Below are 20405 nucleotides of genomic sequence, written 5' to 3' on the forward strand. Positions count from 1 at the left end.
AATGAACTCCTAGCGAGATAACGTTTTTAAGATATCAGCAAATACGCCTGCGGCTGTTACTTCAGAGCCTGCGCCGTAACCACGAATCACAAACGGACGTGGTTGGTAATATTGACTTAAAATTGCTAAGGCGTTTTCACCATCACGAATTACATTTAATGCATGTGATGAATCAACAGCTTCAATACCCACTTTACAGTGACCTTCTTTAATTGTGCCTACATAACGAAGAACTTTTCCTTCTGCGGCAGCACTTTGAATACGGTCATTAAATGGCGCATCTAGGCTTGGCAGTTTTGCCATAAATTCATCAACACTGTCGCCTTGTGCAAAACCTTGTGGTAATACCGACTCAACTTCTATATCACTAAGCTCTAGCTTCATACCCGCTTCGCGAGCAATGATCAGTAATTTACGTGCTACATCGGTACCAGATAAATCATCACGAGGATCAGGCTCTGTAAAACCACTTTCTTTAGCTTTAACTGTGGCTTCAGAGAGTGATAAACCATCTTGCAGTGCACCAAACATGTATGAAAGTGAGCCCGATAAAATTCCACTAAACTCAAGCAGCTCATCACCTGCACCAAATAACGATTGTAAGTTATCGATTACCGGTAAGCCTGCGCCTACATTAGTTTCGTATAAAAATTTACGATTATTTTTTTGTGTTGCTGCAATTAAGTCTTGGTAGTACGTGTACGAGCTAGTTGTTGCTTTTTTATTAGCTGCAACTACGTGAAAGCCTGCATTTAAAAAGTCGACGTATTGTGCAGCAAGTGCATCAGACGACGTGCAATCAACTAAAACAGGATTAACTAAATGGTTTTGTTTAACAAATTGCTCTACTAAATTTAAATCAAACGCCTGATCAGATGCTGCTAACTTTTGCTGCCAATCAGCAAACGCTATGCCTTCACTATCTAAATGTAATTGACGAGAATTAGCTACACCATAAAGGTTTAACTTAATATTACGCTTTTCAAGCCATGCTTGTTGGCGCTCTAACTGAGAAATAAGCTCTTGTCCTACTAAGCCGCAACCTAATAAAAACACATCAATTGAAGGCACATGCGTGAAGAAGTTCTCATGACATATTTTCACTGCATCGTTACATAGCTCACCATCGATAACCGCTGAAATAGCACTCTCGGTAGAGTCTTGTGCAATGGCAACAATGTTTACCTGTGCTTGTGAAAGCGAGGCAAAAAACTTAGCAGCTAAGCCACGGTGTGCGCGCATGTTATCACCCACAAGTGTAACAATCGCTAAGTTACGCTGTACTTGTACTGGCTCAATAAGCCCTGCTTGCAACTCAAGTTCAAATGCTGTTTGTAACGCATCAAGTGCCAACGCTAAATCACTTTCGTGAACACAAAAGCTAATGCTAAATTCACATGAAGATTGCGTGATTAATACAATTGATACGTTGTCGTGTGCCAGTGCGTTAAACACTTTAGACGCCATACCCACTTTACCTTTCATACCTGGGCCTGAAACGGTAAGCATGGCTAAGTCTTGTAAACTTGAAAGCGCTTTTACTGGCTCGTCAGATTTATAATCGTTACCAATTAATGAGCCTTGGGCATCTGGGTTATGAGTATTTTTAATTTCACACGGCACACCCGCTTTAGCACACGGCAAAATCGTTTTAGGGTGAAGTACTTTAGCGCCAAAGTAAGAAAGCTCCATCGCTTCTTTATAAGATAAGAAATCTACTTTAGTCGCCTTTTTGATATAACGAGGGTCGGCGCTGTAAACACCGTCTACATCCGTCCAAATTTGACAAATTTCAGCTTCTAAACAGGCAGCTGCAATTGCTGCAGAATAATCAGAACCATTACGACCAAGCGTTGTAAGCTCACCTTGTTCATTACTTGCTGTAAAACCAGGCATAATATAAATAGTGGCTGGGTTTTCTTTAAGTACAGCTTGAAAACGCGCTTTGCTTGTTACTAAATCAGCTTCAGCATCAATGTAGCCACCTGTTGAGGCTATACAGCTTGTTGCTTCTAAATATTTAGCATCGTGCGAGCTTAATAAACTTTGCATAAGCGACACACTCACACGCTCACCAAAACTAATTACAAATGCACGAACCTGATCTGGGCAACACTTTATAAGCGCTACGCCATCTAATTTATTTTTAAGCTCACCTAAGTTTGGCCAATTAGAAACAACCACACCTGTTTTTTCCACATCAGCTTTTAAACCTTCACATCGGCTTACAAGTGCTTGCCATTGCTGTGAAAAATCTAAACCTTGCTCTGCTGCCGCAGCTAACGCAACCAGTGAATCGGTCATCCCGCCTGGCGCTGAAAGTACCAGTAACATTTCATCTTTTAATTGTGCTTTAGCTAACTGAGCTACCTGTTCTAAGCATGCAAAGTCGGCAAGCGAAGAGCCGCCAAATTTTAAAACGCGCATTGTTTATGTTCCTCATCCCATAAAACGAAAAAAGGCCTGTGTTCTAAGTGAACACAGGCCTTTAAATTTGTTGCACCGACCTATGCCACTATCCAGTAAGAATGGTGGTTGTAATAATAATGGTCAGTACGCGATTAATTGTTTTCATAGGCTTAAGACTGCCTTAACAGAGGCTATGCTGTCAACCCTAATTGAAAAGATAAAACAGCCTTTTTTAATATAAAATAACCTAATGAATGCCAAATTTATGCAATATTTCTTTTAATTTAGATTTATTAATGGGTTTTTCAATAAAGTCGATTGCGCCTAGCTGGGCTACTCTTACTTTCATTTTCTCTTGAATATCTGCTGAAATAATCAATACAAAGCACTCTATTTTTTCTGCTTTTATTGTTTCGAGTACCTGCACTCCGTCTAGTTCTGGCATTGTTAAATCTAAACAAATCAAGTCAAAATGTTGCTCTCGCAATAATGCTAAAGCCTGCACACCATTTACTGCTTGTTGAATCTCTGCACTTAGACTGTCATTTAAACAGCGCACAACTTGCCTACGGGCAACTGTTGAATCATCACATACAAGTATTGAAAATTTCATCATGTTTACTACTACACAGCCATCTAAAAGTAATTAAAACCTGCCCTCCATTGCAACAAACGCAGTTTACCACGTTCCTATATACTCAACACATTAATAATTTAATATGGTGATAATTATCGAATAAATCTATTTTCATTAATTACCAGCGTTTAACACTAGGGCGTGTTGAACTTTGTGGATTGAAATTTGTTCAATCTAGGGGCGTTCAAATCGCGGCGCGAGGTTTGTAACCTAGTGGGCTAAGTAAAAACCGAGCAAAGCTTCCGCGTCCTGCTCACGCCCCTTACCTACATCCATGTAGGCAACAAAGAGTTAATCGTCCCTAGAAAGAACCCAAAGGGCAGCGCATGTTTGGTCTTTATGCTGCGTTATCGCCTATTTATGGGGAATAACCACACTGCATAGACTCTGCCTTGCCTAAAAACCAAACATACTGCTGCAAATTCACCCACGAAAGGTCAACACGCCCTAGTAATAAGTTACTGCATAAGCTTAGCTTAAATACATTAATACTTCACTAGAGCCTGTTTATCTTATTAAATTTTAACTTTTTTATTTATTTTTAGGCGTTTATTGACTAACTTTTAAATTACTCTAAAAACGTTATAAAAATAACAAAGGATGAACACGTCACTCATGTTACAAAAAAGCCTTTCTAAGAAGTTGCTGACTAATGTTTTATCAGTCTATTTTTTGCTTACCTTTGTGGTGACTTGTGGCCAAGTACTTGCTGAATACGTCAATACTAAAGACTACATTCGAGATGAACTTAGCACCTTACAAAAAACCTTTAGTCGCAGCTTAACACGTGCCATTTGGGAGCTTAATACAAAGCAAACAATTACTACGGCAGAGGGCTTACTCGCAATTCCAATGATCGAAGGAATTATAGTGCGTGACGACAGTGGCGAAATAATTTCTCAACTGGGTCGCTCTTTAGATATACATAAATTGTATAACCAGCAATTAGTGCAAGAAGAAGTTATTTTAGAAGATACTAAATCTGGCTTATTTGGTTATACCTTCCCGCTTATTTTTGAATTTTCAGGGCGTGCCACTCAAGTTGGCGATGTTACTTTGTTTTCCAGCCGAGAAGTTGTTTTTAGCCGGATTATGGTTTCGATCTACTTTTTGATTGGTAATGCGATGATCAAAACTACATTTTTGATTATTTTATTTTTAATGGCATTTAGAAAACTGTTAACCGATCCTTTAGCTGAACTCACTGAGCAATTAGAAAACATCGAGCTTGATGAATTAGAAGGTCAACACATAGAAATTGAAACAGAAGAGCATAACGAACTTAAAGTTATGGAGCACTCATTCAATAACCTGATAGACAAAGTGGTGCAATACCGAAAAGAGCTAGAGCATACCCAAAAAGAACTTATTATTAGTAACGAAAAGCTCGATCAGCACAATATACAACTAGAACAAGACGTAGCGCGTAAAACATCTAACTTGAGCCAAGCAATGATGGACTTACAGCAGCAAAAATATGAGCTTGAAAAACAAAAAATAGTTCTCACCGAAGAAATTGATTTACGCCGAAGCACAGAGCAAGAACTAATTAGCAAACAAAGCGAATCACAACGTTATATAGATGAGCTAAGCCTAGCTCAAGAGCGTTTAGTTGGCACTGAAAAAATGGCAGCCTTAGGTGGTTTAGTAGCTGGTATAACGCACGATATAAATACGCCCATTGGTATTGGCGTTACTGCAATATCATTTTTACAAGAACGTTTAAATAAACTCGAAAGTGCCTATACCGATAAGAAACTCTCACCAAAAGCGCTTGAGGAGTTTATTAATGAAGCTAAACAAAGTACTAGCCTACTCACTACAAACCTTGATAGAGCATCTGAGCTAATTGCGAGCTTTAAACAAATTGCGGTTGATCAAGCCAGTGAGGCAATAAGAACCATCAACTTTAAAGATTACGTTAACGAAGTAATTCGCTCGCTGCATCCTAAACTTAAAAAAACATCCCACACAATTAACTTACAATGCCCAGATGATTTAGTGCTTAACTTACCTGCAGGTGCTATAAGTCAAATTTTTACCAACCTAATAATGAATTCACTGATTCATGGCTTTGAAGGCAAAGAAAATGGCCTTATGGATATAAAAATAACAAGTGATGAAACTAACTTAACCATTGATTACAAAGATAATGGTAACGGTGTTACTAGCGAGCAATTAACTAAGTTATTTGACCCATTTTTTACGACTAAGCGCGATCAAGGTGGTAGCGGCTTAGGTACGCACATAATGTTTAATTTAGTAAAACAAACATTAAGTGGCTCTATTGATGCCACAAGCGAGCCAGGTAAAGGTCTTCGCTATTACATTCAGTTCCCTAAAAACATGGCTAAACCCCTCTCTATGTTTAACCAAGAGTAACTATGTGCGTTAAATTTAGCCATATTTGCCAGTAACAAATCAGCCATTTCGAGATGTTGTTTTTATTGCTATGATTGAACAAATTTTTCAAATGGATCAATCCCCCTATGTGGTTTAGTAACCTTATTTGTTACCGCTTTAAGCAAGACGTTTCATATACTCAAGAAGATTTTGACAAAGCATTAGAGCAAGACTTATTTCGTCCGTGTACAGGCCAAGAGCTTGCTACATTTGGCTGGACAAAAGCGTTTGGAAAGCATGGCGAAACGTTATCGCATTTTTCTCAAAAAAGTATTTTAGTGTGTGCAAAACGTGAAGAAAAAGTGTTACCTGCGTCGGTTATAAACGAGCTCGTTGCTGAAAAAATTGATCAAATTGAAGCAGAAGAAAATCGTCCTGTTAAAAAGAAAGAAAAAGACGAATTAAAAGAAAACATCCTTCATACACTGCTTCCTCAGGCATTCAAAAAATCGAGCCTACAATTTGCATTCATTGACCAAGAAAATGGTTGGGTTGTAGTAAATAGTGGCAGCTTTAACAAAGCAGAAGAGCTACTCGCCCTACTTCGTAAGTCACTTGGTACATTACCTGTAGTACCTGCATTTGCTAATTATGACCTTGATGTATTTTTAACAGACTGGCTAACTAACTTTAGTACTCCAGAAGGCTTTGCAATAGGCTCAGACGCTGAACTTGAAGAAGCCGATGACAGCGGCGCACAAGTAAAACTTAAAGGTCATGATCTAGCTTGTGATGAAGTTAAGTCACATTTAGAAAGCGGTAAACGTGTAACTAAGCTTGCCCTTGATTGGCAAGAGCGCCTGAAGTTTATGCTACAAAACGATGGCTCTATTAAACGTTTAAGCTACTCAGAAACTTTAAAAGAAGAAAACGCTGATATTCCTAAAGAAGATATGGCCGTTAAACTCGATGCCGACTTTATTTTAGCGTCAGAAGAAATTAAACAATTGCTTGAAGAGCTAACCGCTGGTTTAGGTGATGCAGACGATTTAGGTAAAGCATAACTAAAACGTAAAAAAGCACGATAAAATCGTGCTTTTTTAATACCAATAAAAGATATGTTTAACTAAACATATCTTTTACATCAGCTAGCATATCGTTGTACTCGTCACTTGAAAATAACTGCATCGATGGAATTACGCCCTTATCTATATAAGTTTGTAATGCGGCTGATTTATCAGAAACCTGTAACGTCCCCTCTAAAATAGCGCCTACACGAATAAAATCTACATAACTTACTTGAGACGGTTTATAAGTGGGATCGGCCCAGCTTTGTGCAACATCAACAAACTCCTTCGGAAACTCCCAAGCAGTCATTATAGAAGAGCCAATTTTACCACTCAACTTTTGAATTGCATGAGCTAAAAAGCTTGGGTTAGCAAAAACCTCGGGGTGGCGCTCTGCTTCAGTTAAAATAGGTAACACGCCAATATTATAGACGAGTGCGGCGAGTGTAATTGAATCGCGATTTAACGACGTGTGCTTTTGATTTTGTAAGTAAAATTCCATAAGTGAAATAGAGTGGCTCGCAACCGTTAATGTTTTTTGCCACGCTTTACCCATGTAACCTTTAATTAGCTCATTGTTTGATACAAACAGTTGCTCCATTGCCATTGCGGTTGCAATATTTTTAATTTGGCGCAAGCCAATACGTGTAACTGCTTGCTGTAAATTAGACACTTTTACCGCACGTCCCATAATTGCACTGTTAGCAACTTTTATCATACGGGCTGAAAGCGCAGGGTCTTGAGCAATAACATCCGACATTTGCATCAAGTTTACATCAGGGTTATCCGCCGCTTGGCGAACCTTAATTGCAACCTCAGGTAGCGTTGGCAGCACGAGCGTATCGTTATTTATTCTATCAACTAGAATCGTTAATAAAGCATTTTCTGTAGACATATAGCTTGCCATCCTTTTTGTTTAGCCTGCAAGCAACTGCAAATTCAGACCGTTAATTTTTGTATTAGTAATATAAATTAGTATTGTCTAACTTACCGATAAAGTTAAGGAAATTATAGAAGTTTATTTTAATTTATGACGCTTTAGCGCATGTGCCTGCCTTACAACGCCAAATACTTGCTATTTACCATTTAGTTTTGCTTTAATGCAATCACAATAAGGAAGCATTTGTATACCTTTGACTATTAAGCATAGCTATACAAATTATTAAACTTACTTTTTAATAGGCAAGATAATGATCTTAAATAAAATTAGCCAAGCAATTTTGCTCTCAGGTGTTGTTTTTCTTAGTGCATGCTCTGAGCAAGCGCCGTCTTCTACCGACAACACAGCCGTAGACCTAGCCCAAGAAAGTGGTGCTCAATCAGGTCCTAAGCTTATTAATACCGATAAACAACGTTTAGATATTTACACTGACTTTAGCCTAAAGGCTGATCTTTCGCATTTGAGTGATAACCAAAAAGCGATGGTGTCTAAGCTTATTGATGCATCTAAAATTATGGATGAATTATTTTGGAAACAATCTTTTGGTGAAAATAAAGATGCGTTTTTAGCAAAACTGAGTGATGAAAAAGTACGTAAATTTGCTGATATTAACTACGGTCCTTGGGATCGTTTAAATGGTGACGAAGCATTTTTATCAGGCTATAAAGAAAAAGCCCTCGGAGCACAGTTTTACCCTGCAGATATAACTAAAGAAGAGTTAAACAAAGCTGACGTTGAGGATAAAAAAGGCCTTTACTCAGTAATTAAACGTGACGAGCAAGGCAAGCTTTACAGCGTGCCTTATTCAAAAGAATACGCTGATGAGCTTGCAAAAGCAGCAAACCTATTACGTGAAGCAAGTAAACTTGCAGATGATAAAGAATTTGCTAATTACTTAAATCTACGCGCTGACGCACTGCAAAAAGATGATTTCCAGGTGTCTGACTTTGCGTGGATGGATATGAAAAATAATCCAGTAGATGTGGTTATTGGCCCAATAGAAACATACGAAGATCAATTGTTTGGCTACCGCGCAGCTTATGAGTCTTACGTATTAATTAAAGATTTAAAATGGAGCGAGCGCCTTGCTAAGTTTGCAGCCTTTTTACCTGAGCTTCAAAAAGGCTTACCAGTAGATGCGAAGTACAAACAAGAAGTACCTGGTTCGGATGCCGATTTAAATGCTTACGATGTTGTTTACTACGCAGGCCACTCTAATGCAGGCAGTAAAACCATTGCGATCAATTTACCAAACGATGAGCAAGTTCAGCTTGAAAAAGGCACTCGTCGCCTGCAACTTAAAAACGCAATGCGCGCTAAGTTTGATAAAATTTTAGTGCCAATCTCTGAGCAGCTAATTGTGCCAGAGCAACGCAAACACATTACCTTTAACGCATTTTTTGCCAATACTATGTTCCATGAAGTGGCACATGGTTTAGGTATTAAAAACACGCTTACAGGTAAAGGAACCGTTCGCCAATCATTACAAGAACACGCAAGTGCACTTGAAGAAGGTAAAGCCGATATTTTAGGTTTATACATGGTTGAGCAGTTACTCAAAAAAGGCGAAATTACCGAAGGTACACTAGAGGATTACTACACTACGTTTATGGCTGGTATTTTCCGCTCTGTACGTTTTGGCGCATCAAGTGCACATGGTAAAGCCAATATGATCCGCTTTAATTTCTTTGCACAAGAAGGCGCATTTTCTAAAAATGACGAAGGTTTATACCGCGTAAACATGGAAAAAATGGGCGTAGCAATGGCTAAATTATCTCGCCTAATTTTAACTTTACAAGGTGATGGCGATTACGAAAAAGTAGATCAACTAATCGCAACACATGGCGATATTAAAGAAGAGCTTGCTAAAGACCTAGAAAAGCTAAGCCAAGCTAATATCCCTGTAGATGTAACCTTTAAACAAGGTAAAGACGTGTTAGGCCTTAACTAACCCAACACGTAATACGTTACTAGCGCTGTGGTTTATAACTGCAGCGCTTTTTTTAGCTCTGCAATTTGTGGTTCTGTATATGGCACTGCCGGGTGCTTACCCCAAATTGGCGCAGGCCAAGCAGCATCAGTCGTAAAACGTGCAATATGATGAATATGTAATTGCGGTACCACATTACCTAAAGCTGCTACGTTTAGTTTATCAGGGCTAAACACATCCATTAATAACTTACTTAACTTGGCTGACTCTTTTAAATACACAATTTGATCATCCTCAGATAAATCAATAATTTCTTTTAAGTTTGCTTGCCTAGGTACAAGTACAAACCAAGGGTATTGGCTATCGTTCAGCAGTAGCACCTTACATAACGGCCAGTCGGTAAGTTCTATACAATCGCGCTTAAGCTCAGGGGCAAGTTCAAATTTAGGGTTAGTCATTGTAATGTCCTACTTTATCTTCAATAAATGACACTTTATAGCATTTAGTTGCAGTTGCACACGCTTGGCTTTACCATTCAAAGCAATATTTATAATAAGCTAAGGCAACCTTGTGCTAAAAAAAATAAAACACCTCTCACTGGCACTGCCATTAATGGTTGGCGCCGTTAGTGTTCAAGCAAAACCATTATCTCTAGAACGTATTTTTGACGATCCGAGCCTTTCGGGTAAGTCACCGGTACAACTTAAATTTTCACCTGACGGCAGCCGCGTAACTTACTTACAAGGTAAAAACGATGACTACAACCGTTATGATTTGTGGGAATACAACTTAAAAGACAACACCAATCGTGTACTTGTTGATTCTGCTAAGTTATTTTCAGGCCCAGAAAACCTTTCAGATGAAGAAAAAGCACGCCGCGAACGCCAGCGTATTTTTGGTAAAGGTATTTTAGAATATAAATGGTCTAAAGACGGCAAAGCACTTTTATTTCCACTCAATGGTGACTTGTATTATTACGAGCTCGCTTCAGGTAAAAGTAAAAAACTAACAAACACAGAAACGTTTGAAACCGATGCGCGTTTTTCACCTAAAGGTAATTATGTATCGTTTATTCGTGAGCAAAACCTTTACGCTTTAGAGCTTGATTCTGGAAAAGAAATACAGCTAAGTAAAGACGGTGGCGGCGTTATTAAAAACGGCATGGCCGAGTTTGTAGCGCAAGAAGAAATGAGCCGTATGACGGGTTATTGGTGGTCAGGCGATGAGTCTAAAATAGCTTATACACGTGTTGACGAAACCCCTGTAAAAGAAGCAATTCGTAACGAAATTTACGCAGATGAAGTAAAACTATTTAATCAGCGCTACCCGTTTACAGGAACAGATAACGTTAAGATTCAGCTAGGCGTAGTTAAACTTAACGACCAAAAAGTTGATTGGATTGATTTAGGCGAAGATGAAGACATTTACATTGCCCGCGCTAAATGGCTAAAAGACAGCACTACGCTTTCTTATCAGTGGCAAAACCGCTCTCAGCATAATTTAGAGCTTCGCTTTTATAACAGCGAAACTAGAACACAAAAAGTAGCGCTTAGCGAAAATAGCGACACATGGATAAACCTACACTTTGACCTTGAGTTTTTAAAAGACAAAAAGCATTTTGTATGGGCATCTGAGCGCGATGGTTTTAAACATCTTTACTTATACCGTACTAACGGCCAACTTGTTCGCCAAATTACCTCTGGCGATTGGGCTGTTGATAGCTTAAAAGGTATTGATGAGAAAAAAGGTATTGTGTACTTTGCAGGACGTAAAGATACACCGCTTGAAAGCCATTTATACAGCGCCCCTTTATTTAAAAAAGGCAATGCAAAGCGTATTACCGAAAAAGGTAAGTACCACAGTGTTGTAATGGCAAAAGATAGTAAAACTTTTATCGATAATAGTTCATCTGATAATACGCCAAACTCAGCCGCTCTTCGTAATGTAAACGGCGACTTTATTACCTGGCTTGAAGAAAACAAGCTCGATAGTAACCACCCGCTTACGCCTTACTTAAGTGATTTAACAACACCAGAATACGGCACAATTAAAGCACAAGATGGCCAAGTAATGCATTACCGTTTATTTAAGCCAAGTAATGTAAGTGATGGCAAAAAACACCCTGTTATTGTTAATGTTTACGGTGGGCCGCACGCACAAAGAGTTACCAATAGCTGGCGCAGTAAAAATTTGTATTTTCAATATATGGCGCAACAAGGCTACGTTATTTTTCAGCTTGATAACCGAGGTTCTTACAATCGCGGCAAAAAGTTTGAAGATGCTATTTATAGAAACTTAGGCGTAGTAGAAGTCGCCGACCAAATTAAGGGCGTAGAATTTTTACGCTCCCTTGATTACGTAGATCCACAGCGTATTGGTATTTATGGCCACAGCTACGGCGGCTACATGGCATTAATGACAATGTTTAAAGCGGGCGATTACTTTCAAGCAGGCGTATCGGGAGCACCAGTAACAGATTGGGCATTGTACGATACTCACTACACTGAACGTTATTTAGGTAATCCAAACACGAACGCAAAAGGCTACGAAGATAGCGCTGTATTCCCGTACGCAGATGGCTTAAAAGGCCCATTAATGATTTACCATGGTATGGCCGATGACAACGTGTTATTTACCCACGCCACTAAGTTATTTAAACAACTTCAAGATAACGAAAAACAGTTTGAGATGATGACTTACCCGGGCTCTAAACACAGTCTTCGTGGTAAACAAGTGCAAACGCATTTGCATCAAACCATTACTAATTTCTTTAATCGTCATTTTGATGTTAAATAATTAAACCATTTAAAAATAGACCAAAGGCTGATTGAAATATCAGCCTTTTTTTTGTCTTAATAGGTTATTAAGCCTAGATTAAACGCCCTTTTTAGCTACGCTTATTCTATGCGCTAATGCGCACACTTATTGAGGATAAAAGTATGCCTAATTTACGTAGTTTTAGTATATTCCAGCGTTTTTCACTGTTAATAGCCATTGTTGTATTTGGCCTAATAGTACTGAGTATATCTAGCCTAACTCATCAATATAGCTCACTCAAAAACGAGCAATACCTAAAAACACAAAATGTAGTAGAAACCGCATACAGTGTTATTGAACATTACTATGCACTTGAGAAAAACAACACCCTCACGCAAGAGCAAGCTCAAACCCAAGCTCTTGAGGCTGTAAGAGCCCTACGCTACGACAAAACTAATTATTTTTGGATAAACAACTACCAACCTGCAATGGTAATGCACCCTATAAAACCGGCGCTTGAAGGTAAAGACTTAACCAATAACAAAGACCCCGACGGCAAAGCGCTATTTGTAGAAATGGTTAATATTGTAAAACAAAACCGCGAAGGTTTTATTCCTTACAAATGGCCAAAGCCTGGTAAAGAACAACCTGTAGATAAAATAGCGTTTGTAAAAGGGTTTAATCAGTGGCAGTGGATTATTGGTTCAGGTGTTTACCTTGATTCAATTGACGAAGCATTTAGCGAGCAGCGTAACCTTATACTTTTTAGCGCATTAATAATGATTATTGCAGTTATAATCCTCAGCTACTTTATAGGTAAGAGCATCTTAACCCCTACTCGCCTAGCTGCCGATATGATGAAAGATATTTCCCAAGGCGAAGGTGATTTAACCCGTACGCTAAACGAATCGGGTAATGATGAAATTTCAGAGCTGTCGCGTTCATTTAATTTATTTGTGTTAAAAATAAGAGAGTCGTTGGTTCAAGTATCGCAAAGTGCCGATGATGTAAATAAGCATGCCTATACCGTTGACGACTCTAGCAAAACAAGCCATTCGTTTATCGAGCTACAAAACGACAGCTCCACACAAGTTGCTGCTGCAATGGAGCAAATGACTCACCAAATCCACGACGTAAGTCGTAATGCTGAGGCAGCAGAACAAGCTGCCAATGATGCCGCGTGCAATGCATCAACAGGTAAAAGCGTGGTTGAAAACACCATTACCGCCATAGAAACACTTTCTAGCAATATAGAAACGGTAAGCCAAGTTACTGAAGACTTGGCCAACGAGAGCAATAATATAGGCTCAGTACTTGATGTGATTAGAAGTATATCGGAGCAAACTAATTTACTAGCGCTTAACGCTGCAATAGAAGCAGCTCGAGCCGGTGAGCACGGCAGAGGCTTTGCTGTTGTAGCCGATGAAGTACGCACACTAGCGAGTCGTACAGGGCAAAGTACTGACGAAATTCAAGCTATGATCACTAAATTGCAAGAAGGGGCAAAAGCCGCTGTTGAGGCTGTTAAGTCAAGCCAAGCGCTTTCGGTTTCTACCGTTGAACAGGCTTCATCTGCTAATACATCACTTAGTGAAATTGAAAGGCTTGTGTCAATTATTACTGAAATGAACAGCCAAATAGCGCGAGCCACAGAGCAGCAAACACAAGCTGCCGACGAGGTTAATTTACGTATTAACGAGTTATCTCAATCAACCGAGCAATCACTCAATAATACCAAGCAGCTTACCGATGCTAGCGACAATCTTAAACAAAGTAGCCAAGGGCTTTCGAGTGTGGTTAATCGCTTTAAATTAAAATAACTTAAAAAACAAAAGCCCTGAATTATCAGGGCTTTTTTATTGCACGTAAGTTTTTAGCTCACATACAGTAGCGTGCAAATAAGCTTGTTACTGATGCAGCGGTTGGCTTACCGTGCTGCCAATCGCCACCTTCAACACCGCTACCTGCAATATCCATATGTACATAAGGCAGTGGCTGAGCAGAGTCGTTACCGTGTTTATCAAGCCCGCCAACAACAGCTAAAAATGCCATAGGGAACTGATGGCCACGCGCAGTAACTGCAGAAGCCGCATTATTACTTGATAAAACATCATCAGCTAAAGTGCGCGGTTTTATAAAGTCGTAGTCTTCACGACGAGAACGAGAAACCTCTGCGCCATCAGCCCATAAATCACCCAGTTCAGCAATTTGACGAGATGTATTAGCGCTGCGTGCAGGTCCGTTTTCTACATAGGCTCCGTAAGGGCCCATTGCACGCGCCGCATGCCCCGTTAATGTTGCCACCGTAAATAAGGTTGGGTTAACTTCTGTCTTAGCTAAATCTTTCATTTCGCTAAGTAGGTCACCCATTGCTAAGCGCCCTTCTGCATCGGTGTTACCAATGCGAACACGCACGCCTTCACGGCTAGTAATTATTTCATCTGGTACAAAACAATCTGAGCCAATAGAGTTACGCACAACGGCTAAGTAAGAAATAACTTTAACACCTTTAGGCTGATAATCAGCAACCGCTTTCATAAAGCCTGCAACTGATGCTGCACCGCCTTTATCACGGCTCATACCTGCCATGTAACCGCCTACTTTTAGATCCGCACCGCCTGTGTCGTATACTAAACCTTTACCTACAAACATAAGCGTGCGGGTAACTTCGCCCTCAGGCACGTATTCAAGCTTAACAACGCGAGGGTGGTGGCGCTCTACTGCATACGATGCACGTGCAACCGTACTTAGCATTGGATAGTTTTTATCAATTAAGTCTATGTCGTCAACAACATCAACACTTACGTTTGAGCCTTTAAAAAGCTCCACGCAGTAATCTGCAAAACGAGGAGGCGCCATACGCTCTGGTTCAGTACCACATAAATCACGTGCGGCATATTGCCCTGCTGCAATTGCATTTACAGCCTTAACAGTTTCCTCACTTACGTCAATTAAACCAATTTGAGTAATTGGCTCAATGCCTTCGCCGTGATATTCACGGGCTTCAAGTGGTTGCCATAAAGCTTGGCATGCACCTAAATAAGCAACTTCTAGCGCATTTTGGTAACGTTCATCAATATGCAAGTTTGGTAAGTAAATAGCAGGGCTGACACTCCCCGACGCTTTCGCTTCATTTATAGCTAGTTTAGCTGCATCAAAATAGCGGCGAACATCGTCGTAATCTCGGTTTAGTGGGCCTGTTGGCGCAAGAATAACGCGTGTATTTTCAATAACTAAAAAGGTAACTTGCTTGCCAATACGAGAGTCTACTTTAGCTTGCGCGTTTATAGCATCGCTTAGTGAATTATTGGCTAACTGAGAAAAGTCATCACTAATAATAATAAGTGCATCGTGAGAAGAAGAATCAAGGCTAGCACTTAGTGTAGGTGCAGCGATTGCTTGAGGATATGCCATAAGTAAAGCTCCTGTTATTAAACATAAGGAGGGTATTATCGTCGATATAAAAATACAAAACCAGCCAGCTGCGATAAGCAAATTTTGCTCTGGCAACTTGGTGTTACAGTAAAAAGTACACGCTAATCGAGAATACTCAATTGTAGATTTAAATTAGGCTCATTTTTTACGCCAACTCCAATTCCTAAAAGGCGTACAGGTTGTTGCATGCCTCGTTGATACGCTTTACTAAACAGCTCAGTAAAAATATCTGTATTTAGTTGATGATGTGCCTGATCGGCACTGGTCACCACAAAATTTGCAAACTTAACTTTTACACTAAGCTTATTAATTTTGTTTTGTAGCTGCTGCTTATTAAGACGAGTAGTCAGCTCCTCTAATAGTTTAGGCAGTTGTTCTAAACATTCCTGTAAACTATTTTTATTGTATTCATAAGTGTGCTCCACACTTAATGATTTACGTATTCTCTGTGTAGATACAGTTCCAACATACTCACCTGCGCATTTTTGATAAAGCGATACACCAAAATTACCTACATGTTGCTGCATCCAATTTACGCCTTTTTCGCGTACGTCATTACCTGTATACAGCCCTTTCAAATTAAGCTTTTCTAGAGTCACTTTCCCTACTCCAGGGATTTTACCAAGCGGTAGGTTATTTAAAAACCCATCCACTTCATCAGGTAAAACCACAAATTGGCCATTGGGTTTATTTTCATCACTGGCTATTTTGGCAATAAATTTAATGGGCGCCACACCTGCAGAGGCTGTAAGGCCGGTATCGTTATAAATATCGGCTCTAATTTGCTGGGCAATTAACGTTGCACTGCCTTTACATGCTGTGCTGTTTGTTACATCTAGGTAGGCTTCATCAAGCGAAAGAGGTTCTATTAAATCGGTATAGCGTTTAAATACAGCGCGAATTTGACAAGAAATATCTTTGTAAACAGACATACGCCCAGGCACTATTACTAGGTCTGGACATAACTGTTTAGCGTGGTAGTTAGACATAGCAGAGCGTACGCCGTACTCTCTGGCTATATAGTTTGCTGTAGAAAGCACGCCTCGTCGACTATTGCCGCCAATGGCTAAAGGCACATTGGCAAGCTTTGGGTTATCGCGCATTTCGACCGCTGCGTAAAAGCAGTCCATATCGATATGAATAAACTTTTTCATCACCGCAAACAACTGTTTATTTATACAGCCATTATTATGGAATCACTTTTAATTAGCAAGTCCCATTAATTAAAATGGCTGCTTAAAACGCTTAGGTTTTTTAAAACAATGTAGCCAAAAAACAAACTCAAATAAAAACCCTGCTGCCAGTAGTATAATACCACCAGAAGCATTGCCCATTGCGTAGCAAGCAAAAGACGCTATAAAAACTAAACTGGCTAATGCCCAATTAATTATATTTTGCATGTGTGTTCTCGTGTGTGTTGTGTCTGTGTAATTAAACTGTAGACCTAAAATTTAAATAGGTACAATCATCTTATAAAAAACATAAAATTAATTACCTTGAGCTAAATACACCATATTGATAACCTAACTCATTTAAAACTAAGAGTATAAGTACATGCAAAGGTTCAAAGATAAACACCCTATCCATACTGACATTACAGTAGCTTGGGCTGACATGGATGCACTGCAGCACGTTAACAACGTAGTGTACTTACGTTATTTTGAAATTGCTCGCATCGACTTTTTAAATAAAATAAACCTGTTTGATACAATAAAACCGGGCGGTATTGGTCCGGTAATAAGCGAGAACAATATTCGCTACAAACGCCCTGTTACTTTTCCAGATACTTTAACCGTTGGTATTACTATTTCAGATATAAAAACGGATCGTTTTTTAATGAATTATTCAGTATTTAGTCATGCTCAACAAGCCGTTACAACTACAGGGTCTTCTTTAGTTGTAATGTTCGACTTTAAAACAGGGCAAAAAGCCGCTATTTCAGAGCCATTATTATCGGCCTTAATTAGCCACTCTCAAGATCTTACTTAACCTGAACTTTGGTTAAGAGATTTACTAACGTATTAAATCATAGTGATATTTGAATTATTTCTCTAGCCAGAGATTTTCTGTAAAAATAAGGCGAATTTACGCGTCAATAGCTAGCCTATTGCAAGTAAATTCAACGTAGTTAGCACTGAAAATAGCAGCTAGAGATAGATTTATTATCCAGATTTCAGGTTACTTAATTTAAGGATTTTAAATGCAATACAGTCCGTTAGGCAGCAGCGGCGTTGATGTTTCAAGAGTATGCTTAGGCAGCATGACATGGGGTAAACAAAATACCCAAAGTGATGCTGATGAGCAAATAGCTTACGCACTCGAGCAAGGCGTTAACTTTATTGATACCGCCGAAATGTATGCCGTGCCACCTTCTCCTGAAACTTACGGAAAAACCGAAGAAATTATTGGTGATTGGCCTAGCCGAAATACACAAAAACGTGGCGATATTGTACTTGCGACAAAAATAGCGGGTAATGGGTTATCGTGGGTGCGTGATGGCAGCGATATAACCCGCAGCGCAGTAATAGAAGCCGTTGATAACTCACTTAAACGCCTACAAACCGATTATATAGATTTATACCAATTACATTGGCCTAATCGCTCTACTCCACATTTTGGTAGGCAGTGGCCTGGCAAACTAACCTTTAGCGATGTAAATACTGAGCAACACCAAGCCAGTATGTTGGATATTTTAGAAGGCCTTAACGAGTGTATTAAAGCAGGTAAAATTAAGCATTGTGGTTTGTCAGACGACACACCATGGGGTATTAGCCAGTTTATAAATTTAGCTAAAGAGCATAATTTACCGCGCATGGTGTCTATTCAAAACGAATTTAGCTTAGCGCATGCCAAAGATTGGCCTTATTTAATTGAGCAATGTATACACGAAGATATTGCTTATTTGCCTTGGTCGCCACTTGCGGCAGGCATGTTAACAGGTAAATACTTAAACGGCGCTCGCCCAGAAGGCTCGCGTTGGACTTTCATGCAACGTAATGGCATTTTTAGAGACACAGCCAATGCTCAAAAAGCGACGCAGCAATATGTTGATTTAGCTCATGCTAACAATATAACGCCCGCACAGCTTGCTCTTGCATGGTGTAACCAAGTGGATGGCGTTACCTCATCTATTATTGGCGCTACAAGCATGGCTCAGCTCAAAGAAGATATAGATTCATTTAACATTACACTTAGTAGTGAATTACTTGATGATATAGCGACTATATTTAAAAACTACCCAATGCCTTACTAAAGCACGCTGTTATAAAATAGAAGCGTATTAAAGCAGTATTTTTATACTGCTTTTTTTATAAGAAAATTTGCTGAAAAACTCTCTCTAACTATACTTAGTTCACCGTTAACAAATTAATACTTAATGAGTTATGCTGAAAAAATCGTTTTTATTTATTAGCGTATTTAGCTGTTTGAGTACGTCTACTTGGGCTGAAGAAAATACCCCAATAAAAGAAATTATCTGGCTGCAAAGTTACACGCCACCTTTTCACATAGCTAAAAACGAAGACGCACCTCAAGGCGGAATTTGTGATAATTTAACCGAGCAATTAATTAATGAGATTGATGATGTAAAACACACTCGATTAATTGTTCCTCAGGAGCGAATTAATAAGTACTTAAACGAGGGGCAAAATATTTGTTTTCCGTGTGTTATCCATAAAAAAGTAAATAATCACTTATTTAACTACTCTACACCTACAACGGTTTACCCGCCGTTTAATATTATTACCACTAAGGAGTTAGCACCAGAGCTTAGTAATAAACACGGCTCGCCTATAAAGTTAATAAATCTACTTGCAGATCCGTCTTATGTTTATGGACAGGCAGCCGCAAGAAAGTACACAGATAAAATAAATACTATTATTGAAAATACCACAGCCCATCATAAAGCATCTTTAAGTTGGAGTAGCGAGAACGAAAGCCAAGCGGTTATATCACGCTTGAGCCATGGTTTTTTAGATTACTCTATCGACTACCCATTTATGAGTGATTACTTTGTTAAGCACAGTAAATTTAAAAACATAGTGAGTTTAGCAATAGAAGAAGATAACCGGGAGTATGTATTAGGTGCAGTGGGATGTGCAGCTAACGCACCTAATAATTTTGCAAAACAAGCAATTAGCAAAATAAATAAGGCACTAAAAAACAAAGTCCTCAATAGTGAAAAGTACCAGCAAAGCCAACAGTTTTGGCTTAAACAGAGCTTTCCTGAGTTTAACTCTCACTTTAAGCAACAAGTGCTTCCTATTACTGAGCAACCCACTGCTGAGTTAGCAAGCACTTCTCATTTGAGTAAAGACTAACCGTAAATGTATTACCACGCTTAACCTCCCCTACTCCCGATGGCGTACCGGTCATAATAATATCGCCATCTTCTAGGCTCATAAATTCGCTTATCTCTGTAAGTATTTGCTCTGGCTTGTGCAACATAAAGTGAGTATCACCTTGCTGAGTTACTTTATCGTTAATTTTAAGCTCAAAAGTAAAGTGCTGCGCTGCATCACTAAGATCAACAAAGTCAGTTAAAATTACAGAGCTATCAAATGCTTTTGCACGCTCCCATGGCAGCCCTTTATTTTTTAACTTACTTTGTACTGTACGCTTAGTTAAATCAAGACCTAGCCCTACGCCTGCAATTTTCTTATTTTTAATAACAAAGCAAAGCTCGGTTTCATAATGAAGAGTATCGTTATTATGAGTAGATAAAAGAGTGCCTGTAATTGCACTATTTGGTTTGTTAAACAACACCATTTGATCAGGTGTTTCGTTGTTTAATTCTGCAATGTGTGCGGTATAGTTACGCCCAACACATACCACTTTTGAAGGAGTTAATTGTTCAGATACTAACTTTACTGACTGCATATAATAACA

General features: G+C 39.2%; 16 protein-coding genes. 8 read left to right on the forward strand and 8 right to left on the reverse strand.

All coding sequences use genetic code 11. The features are described 5' to 3' along the window. Window positions 1-9 precede the first annotated feature (9 nt). Window positions 10-2427: a bifunctional aspartate kinase/homoserine dehydrogenase I gene (thrA, locus tag ALFOR1_RS13110; RefSeq protein WP_104643218.1), complete on the reverse strand. Its 2418-nt coding sequence runs from the start codon at window positions 2425-2427 to the stop codon at window positions 10-12. A 229-nt stretch (window positions 2428-2656) separates the two neighbouring features. Continuing rightward, a complete protein-coding gene (locus ALFOR1_RS13115; protein WP_104643219.1) occupies window positions 2657-3025 on the reverse strand; it encodes a response regulator in 369 nt (122 codons plus the stop codon). Window positions 3026-3661: 636 nt separating this feature from the next. Between ALFOR1_RS13115 and ALFOR1_RS13120 the strand changes: the two genes are divergently transcribed. Both ALFOR1_RS13120 and rdgC read left to right on the forward strand, forming a co-directional pair. Then, window positions 3662-5428, forward strand: a complete 1767-nt coding sequence (locus ALFOR1_RS13120; RefSeq protein WP_058548019.1) for a sensor histidine kinase — start codon at window positions 3662-3664, stop codon at window positions 5426-5428. Between the two features lie 107 nt (window positions 5429-5535). Further along, window positions 5536-6453 (forward strand): recombination-associated protein RdgC, encoded by a 918-nt coding sequence (gene rdgC, locus ALFOR1_RS13125; protein ID WP_058548020.1) that lies wholly within the window; start codon window positions 5536-5538, stop codon window positions 6451-6453. 58 nt (window positions 6454-6511) lie between these two features. Here the strand turns inward: rdgC and ALFOR1_RS13130 are convergent, their stop codons facing one another. Beyond that, window positions 6512-7351: an HDOD domain-containing protein gene (locus ALFOR1_RS13130; RefSeq protein ID WP_058548021.1), complete on the reverse strand. Its 840-nt coding sequence runs from the start codon at window positions 7349-7351 to the stop codon at window positions 6512-6514. Between the two features lie 295 nt (window positions 7352-7646). Between ALFOR1_RS13130 and ALFOR1_RS13135 the strand changes: the two genes are divergently transcribed. Beyond that, window positions 7647-9347 (forward strand): dipeptidyl-peptidase 3 family protein, encoded by a 1701-nt coding sequence (locus ALFOR1_RS13135; RefSeq protein WP_104643220.1) that lies wholly within the window; start codon window positions 7647-7649, stop codon window positions 9345-9347. Window positions 9348-9379: 32 nt separating this feature from the next. On the opposite strand, the gene ALFOR1_RS13140 is transcribed toward ALFOR1_RS13135, so the two are convergent. Continuing rightward, window positions 9380-9784: an HIT domain-containing protein gene (locus ALFOR1_RS13140; protein ID WP_104643221.1), complete on the reverse strand. Its 405-nt coding sequence runs from the start codon at window positions 9782-9784 to the stop codon at window positions 9380-9382. Between the two features lie 112 nt (window positions 9785-9896). On the opposite strand from ALFOR1_RS13140, the gene ALFOR1_RS13145 reads away from it, so the two are divergent. Both ALFOR1_RS13145 and ALFOR1_RS13150 read left to right on the forward strand, forming a co-directional pair. Beyond that, window positions 9897-12122 (forward strand): S9 family peptidase, encoded by a 2226-nt coding sequence (locus tag ALFOR1_RS13145; RefSeq protein WP_104643222.1) that lies wholly within the window; start codon window positions 9897-9899, stop codon window positions 12120-12122. A 143-nt stretch (window positions 12123-12265) separates the two neighbouring features. Beyond that, window positions 12266-13903 carry a methyl-accepting chemotaxis protein gene (locus tag ALFOR1_RS13150; RefSeq protein WP_104643223.1) on the forward strand — a complete coding sequence of 546 codons (1638 nt, stop codon included), beginning with the start codon at window positions 12266-12268 and terminating at the stop codon, window positions 13901-13903. Between the two features lie 58 nt (window positions 13904-13961). On the opposite strand, the gene ALFOR1_RS13155 is transcribed toward ALFOR1_RS13150, so the two are convergent. The 3 genes from ALFOR1_RS13155 to ALFOR1_RS13165 all read right to left on the reverse strand — a co-directional run bounded on the left by ALFOR1_RS13155 (window position 13962) and on the right by ALFOR1_RS13165 (window position 16918). Further along, on the reverse strand, window positions 13962-15497 hold the full coding sequence (locus ALFOR1_RS13155; RefSeq protein WP_104643224.1) for a M17 family metallopeptidase: 1536 nt from the start codon (window positions 15495-15497) through the stop codon (window positions 13962-13964). Between the two features lie 122 nt (window positions 15498-15619). Further along, a complete protein-coding gene (gene dinB / locus ALFOR1_RS13160) occupies window positions 15620-16672 on the reverse strand; it encodes a DNA polymerase IV (RefSeq protein WP_104643225.1) in 1053 nt (350 codons plus the stop codon). A 69-nt stretch (window positions 16673-16741) separates the two neighbouring features. After that, the gene (locus tag ALFOR1_RS13165; RefSeq protein ID WP_165491323.1) at window positions 16742-16918 is read right to left on the reverse strand and encodes a hypothetical protein; all 177 of its coding nucleotides are present in this window, start codon (window positions 16916-16918) and stop codon (window positions 16742-16744) included. Between the two features lie 154 nt (window positions 16919-17072). Here ALFOR1_RS13165 and ALFOR1_RS13170 point away from each other — a divergent pair, with 154 nt between their 5' ends. The 3 genes from ALFOR1_RS13170 (at window position 17073) to ALFOR1_RS13180 (ending at window position 19837) form a co-directional block, all read left to right on the forward strand. After that, window positions 17073-17507, forward strand: coding sequence for an acyl-CoA thioesterase (locus ALFOR1_RS13170; protein WP_104643226.1), 435 nt, complete (start codon window positions 17073-17075; stop codon window positions 17505-17507). Window positions 17508-17718: 211 nt separating this feature from the next. Continuing rightward, entirely contained in the window at window positions 17719-18771 is a 1053-nt protein-coding gene (locus ALFOR1_RS13175; protein ID WP_104643227.1) for an aldo/keto reductase, read from the forward strand. Window positions 18772-18901: 130 nt separating this feature from the next. After that, window positions 18902-19837 (forward strand): ABC transporter substrate-binding protein, encoded by a 936-nt coding sequence (locus ALFOR1_RS13180; protein ID WP_227006909.1) that lies wholly within the window; start codon window positions 18902-18904, stop codon window positions 19835-19837. On the opposite strand, the gene ALFOR1_RS13185 is transcribed toward ALFOR1_RS13180, so the two are convergent. Beyond that, window positions 19782-20396: a fumarylacetoacetate hydrolase family protein gene (locus ALFOR1_RS13185; RefSeq protein WP_104643228.1), complete on the reverse strand. Its 615-nt coding sequence runs from the start codon at window positions 20394-20396 to the stop codon at window positions 19782-19784. The genes ALFOR1_RS13180 and ALFOR1_RS13185 overlap by 56 nt on opposite strands. Between the last annotated feature and the right edge of the window lie 9 nt (window positions 20397-20405).

It is taken from the genome of Pseudoalteromonas carrageenovora IAM 12662, assembly GCF_900239935.1.
In the GTDB taxonomy this organism is placed as follows: Bacteria; Pseudomonadota; Gammaproteobacteria; order Enterobacterales; family Alteromonadaceae; genus Pseudoalteromonas; species Pseudoalteromonas carrageenovora.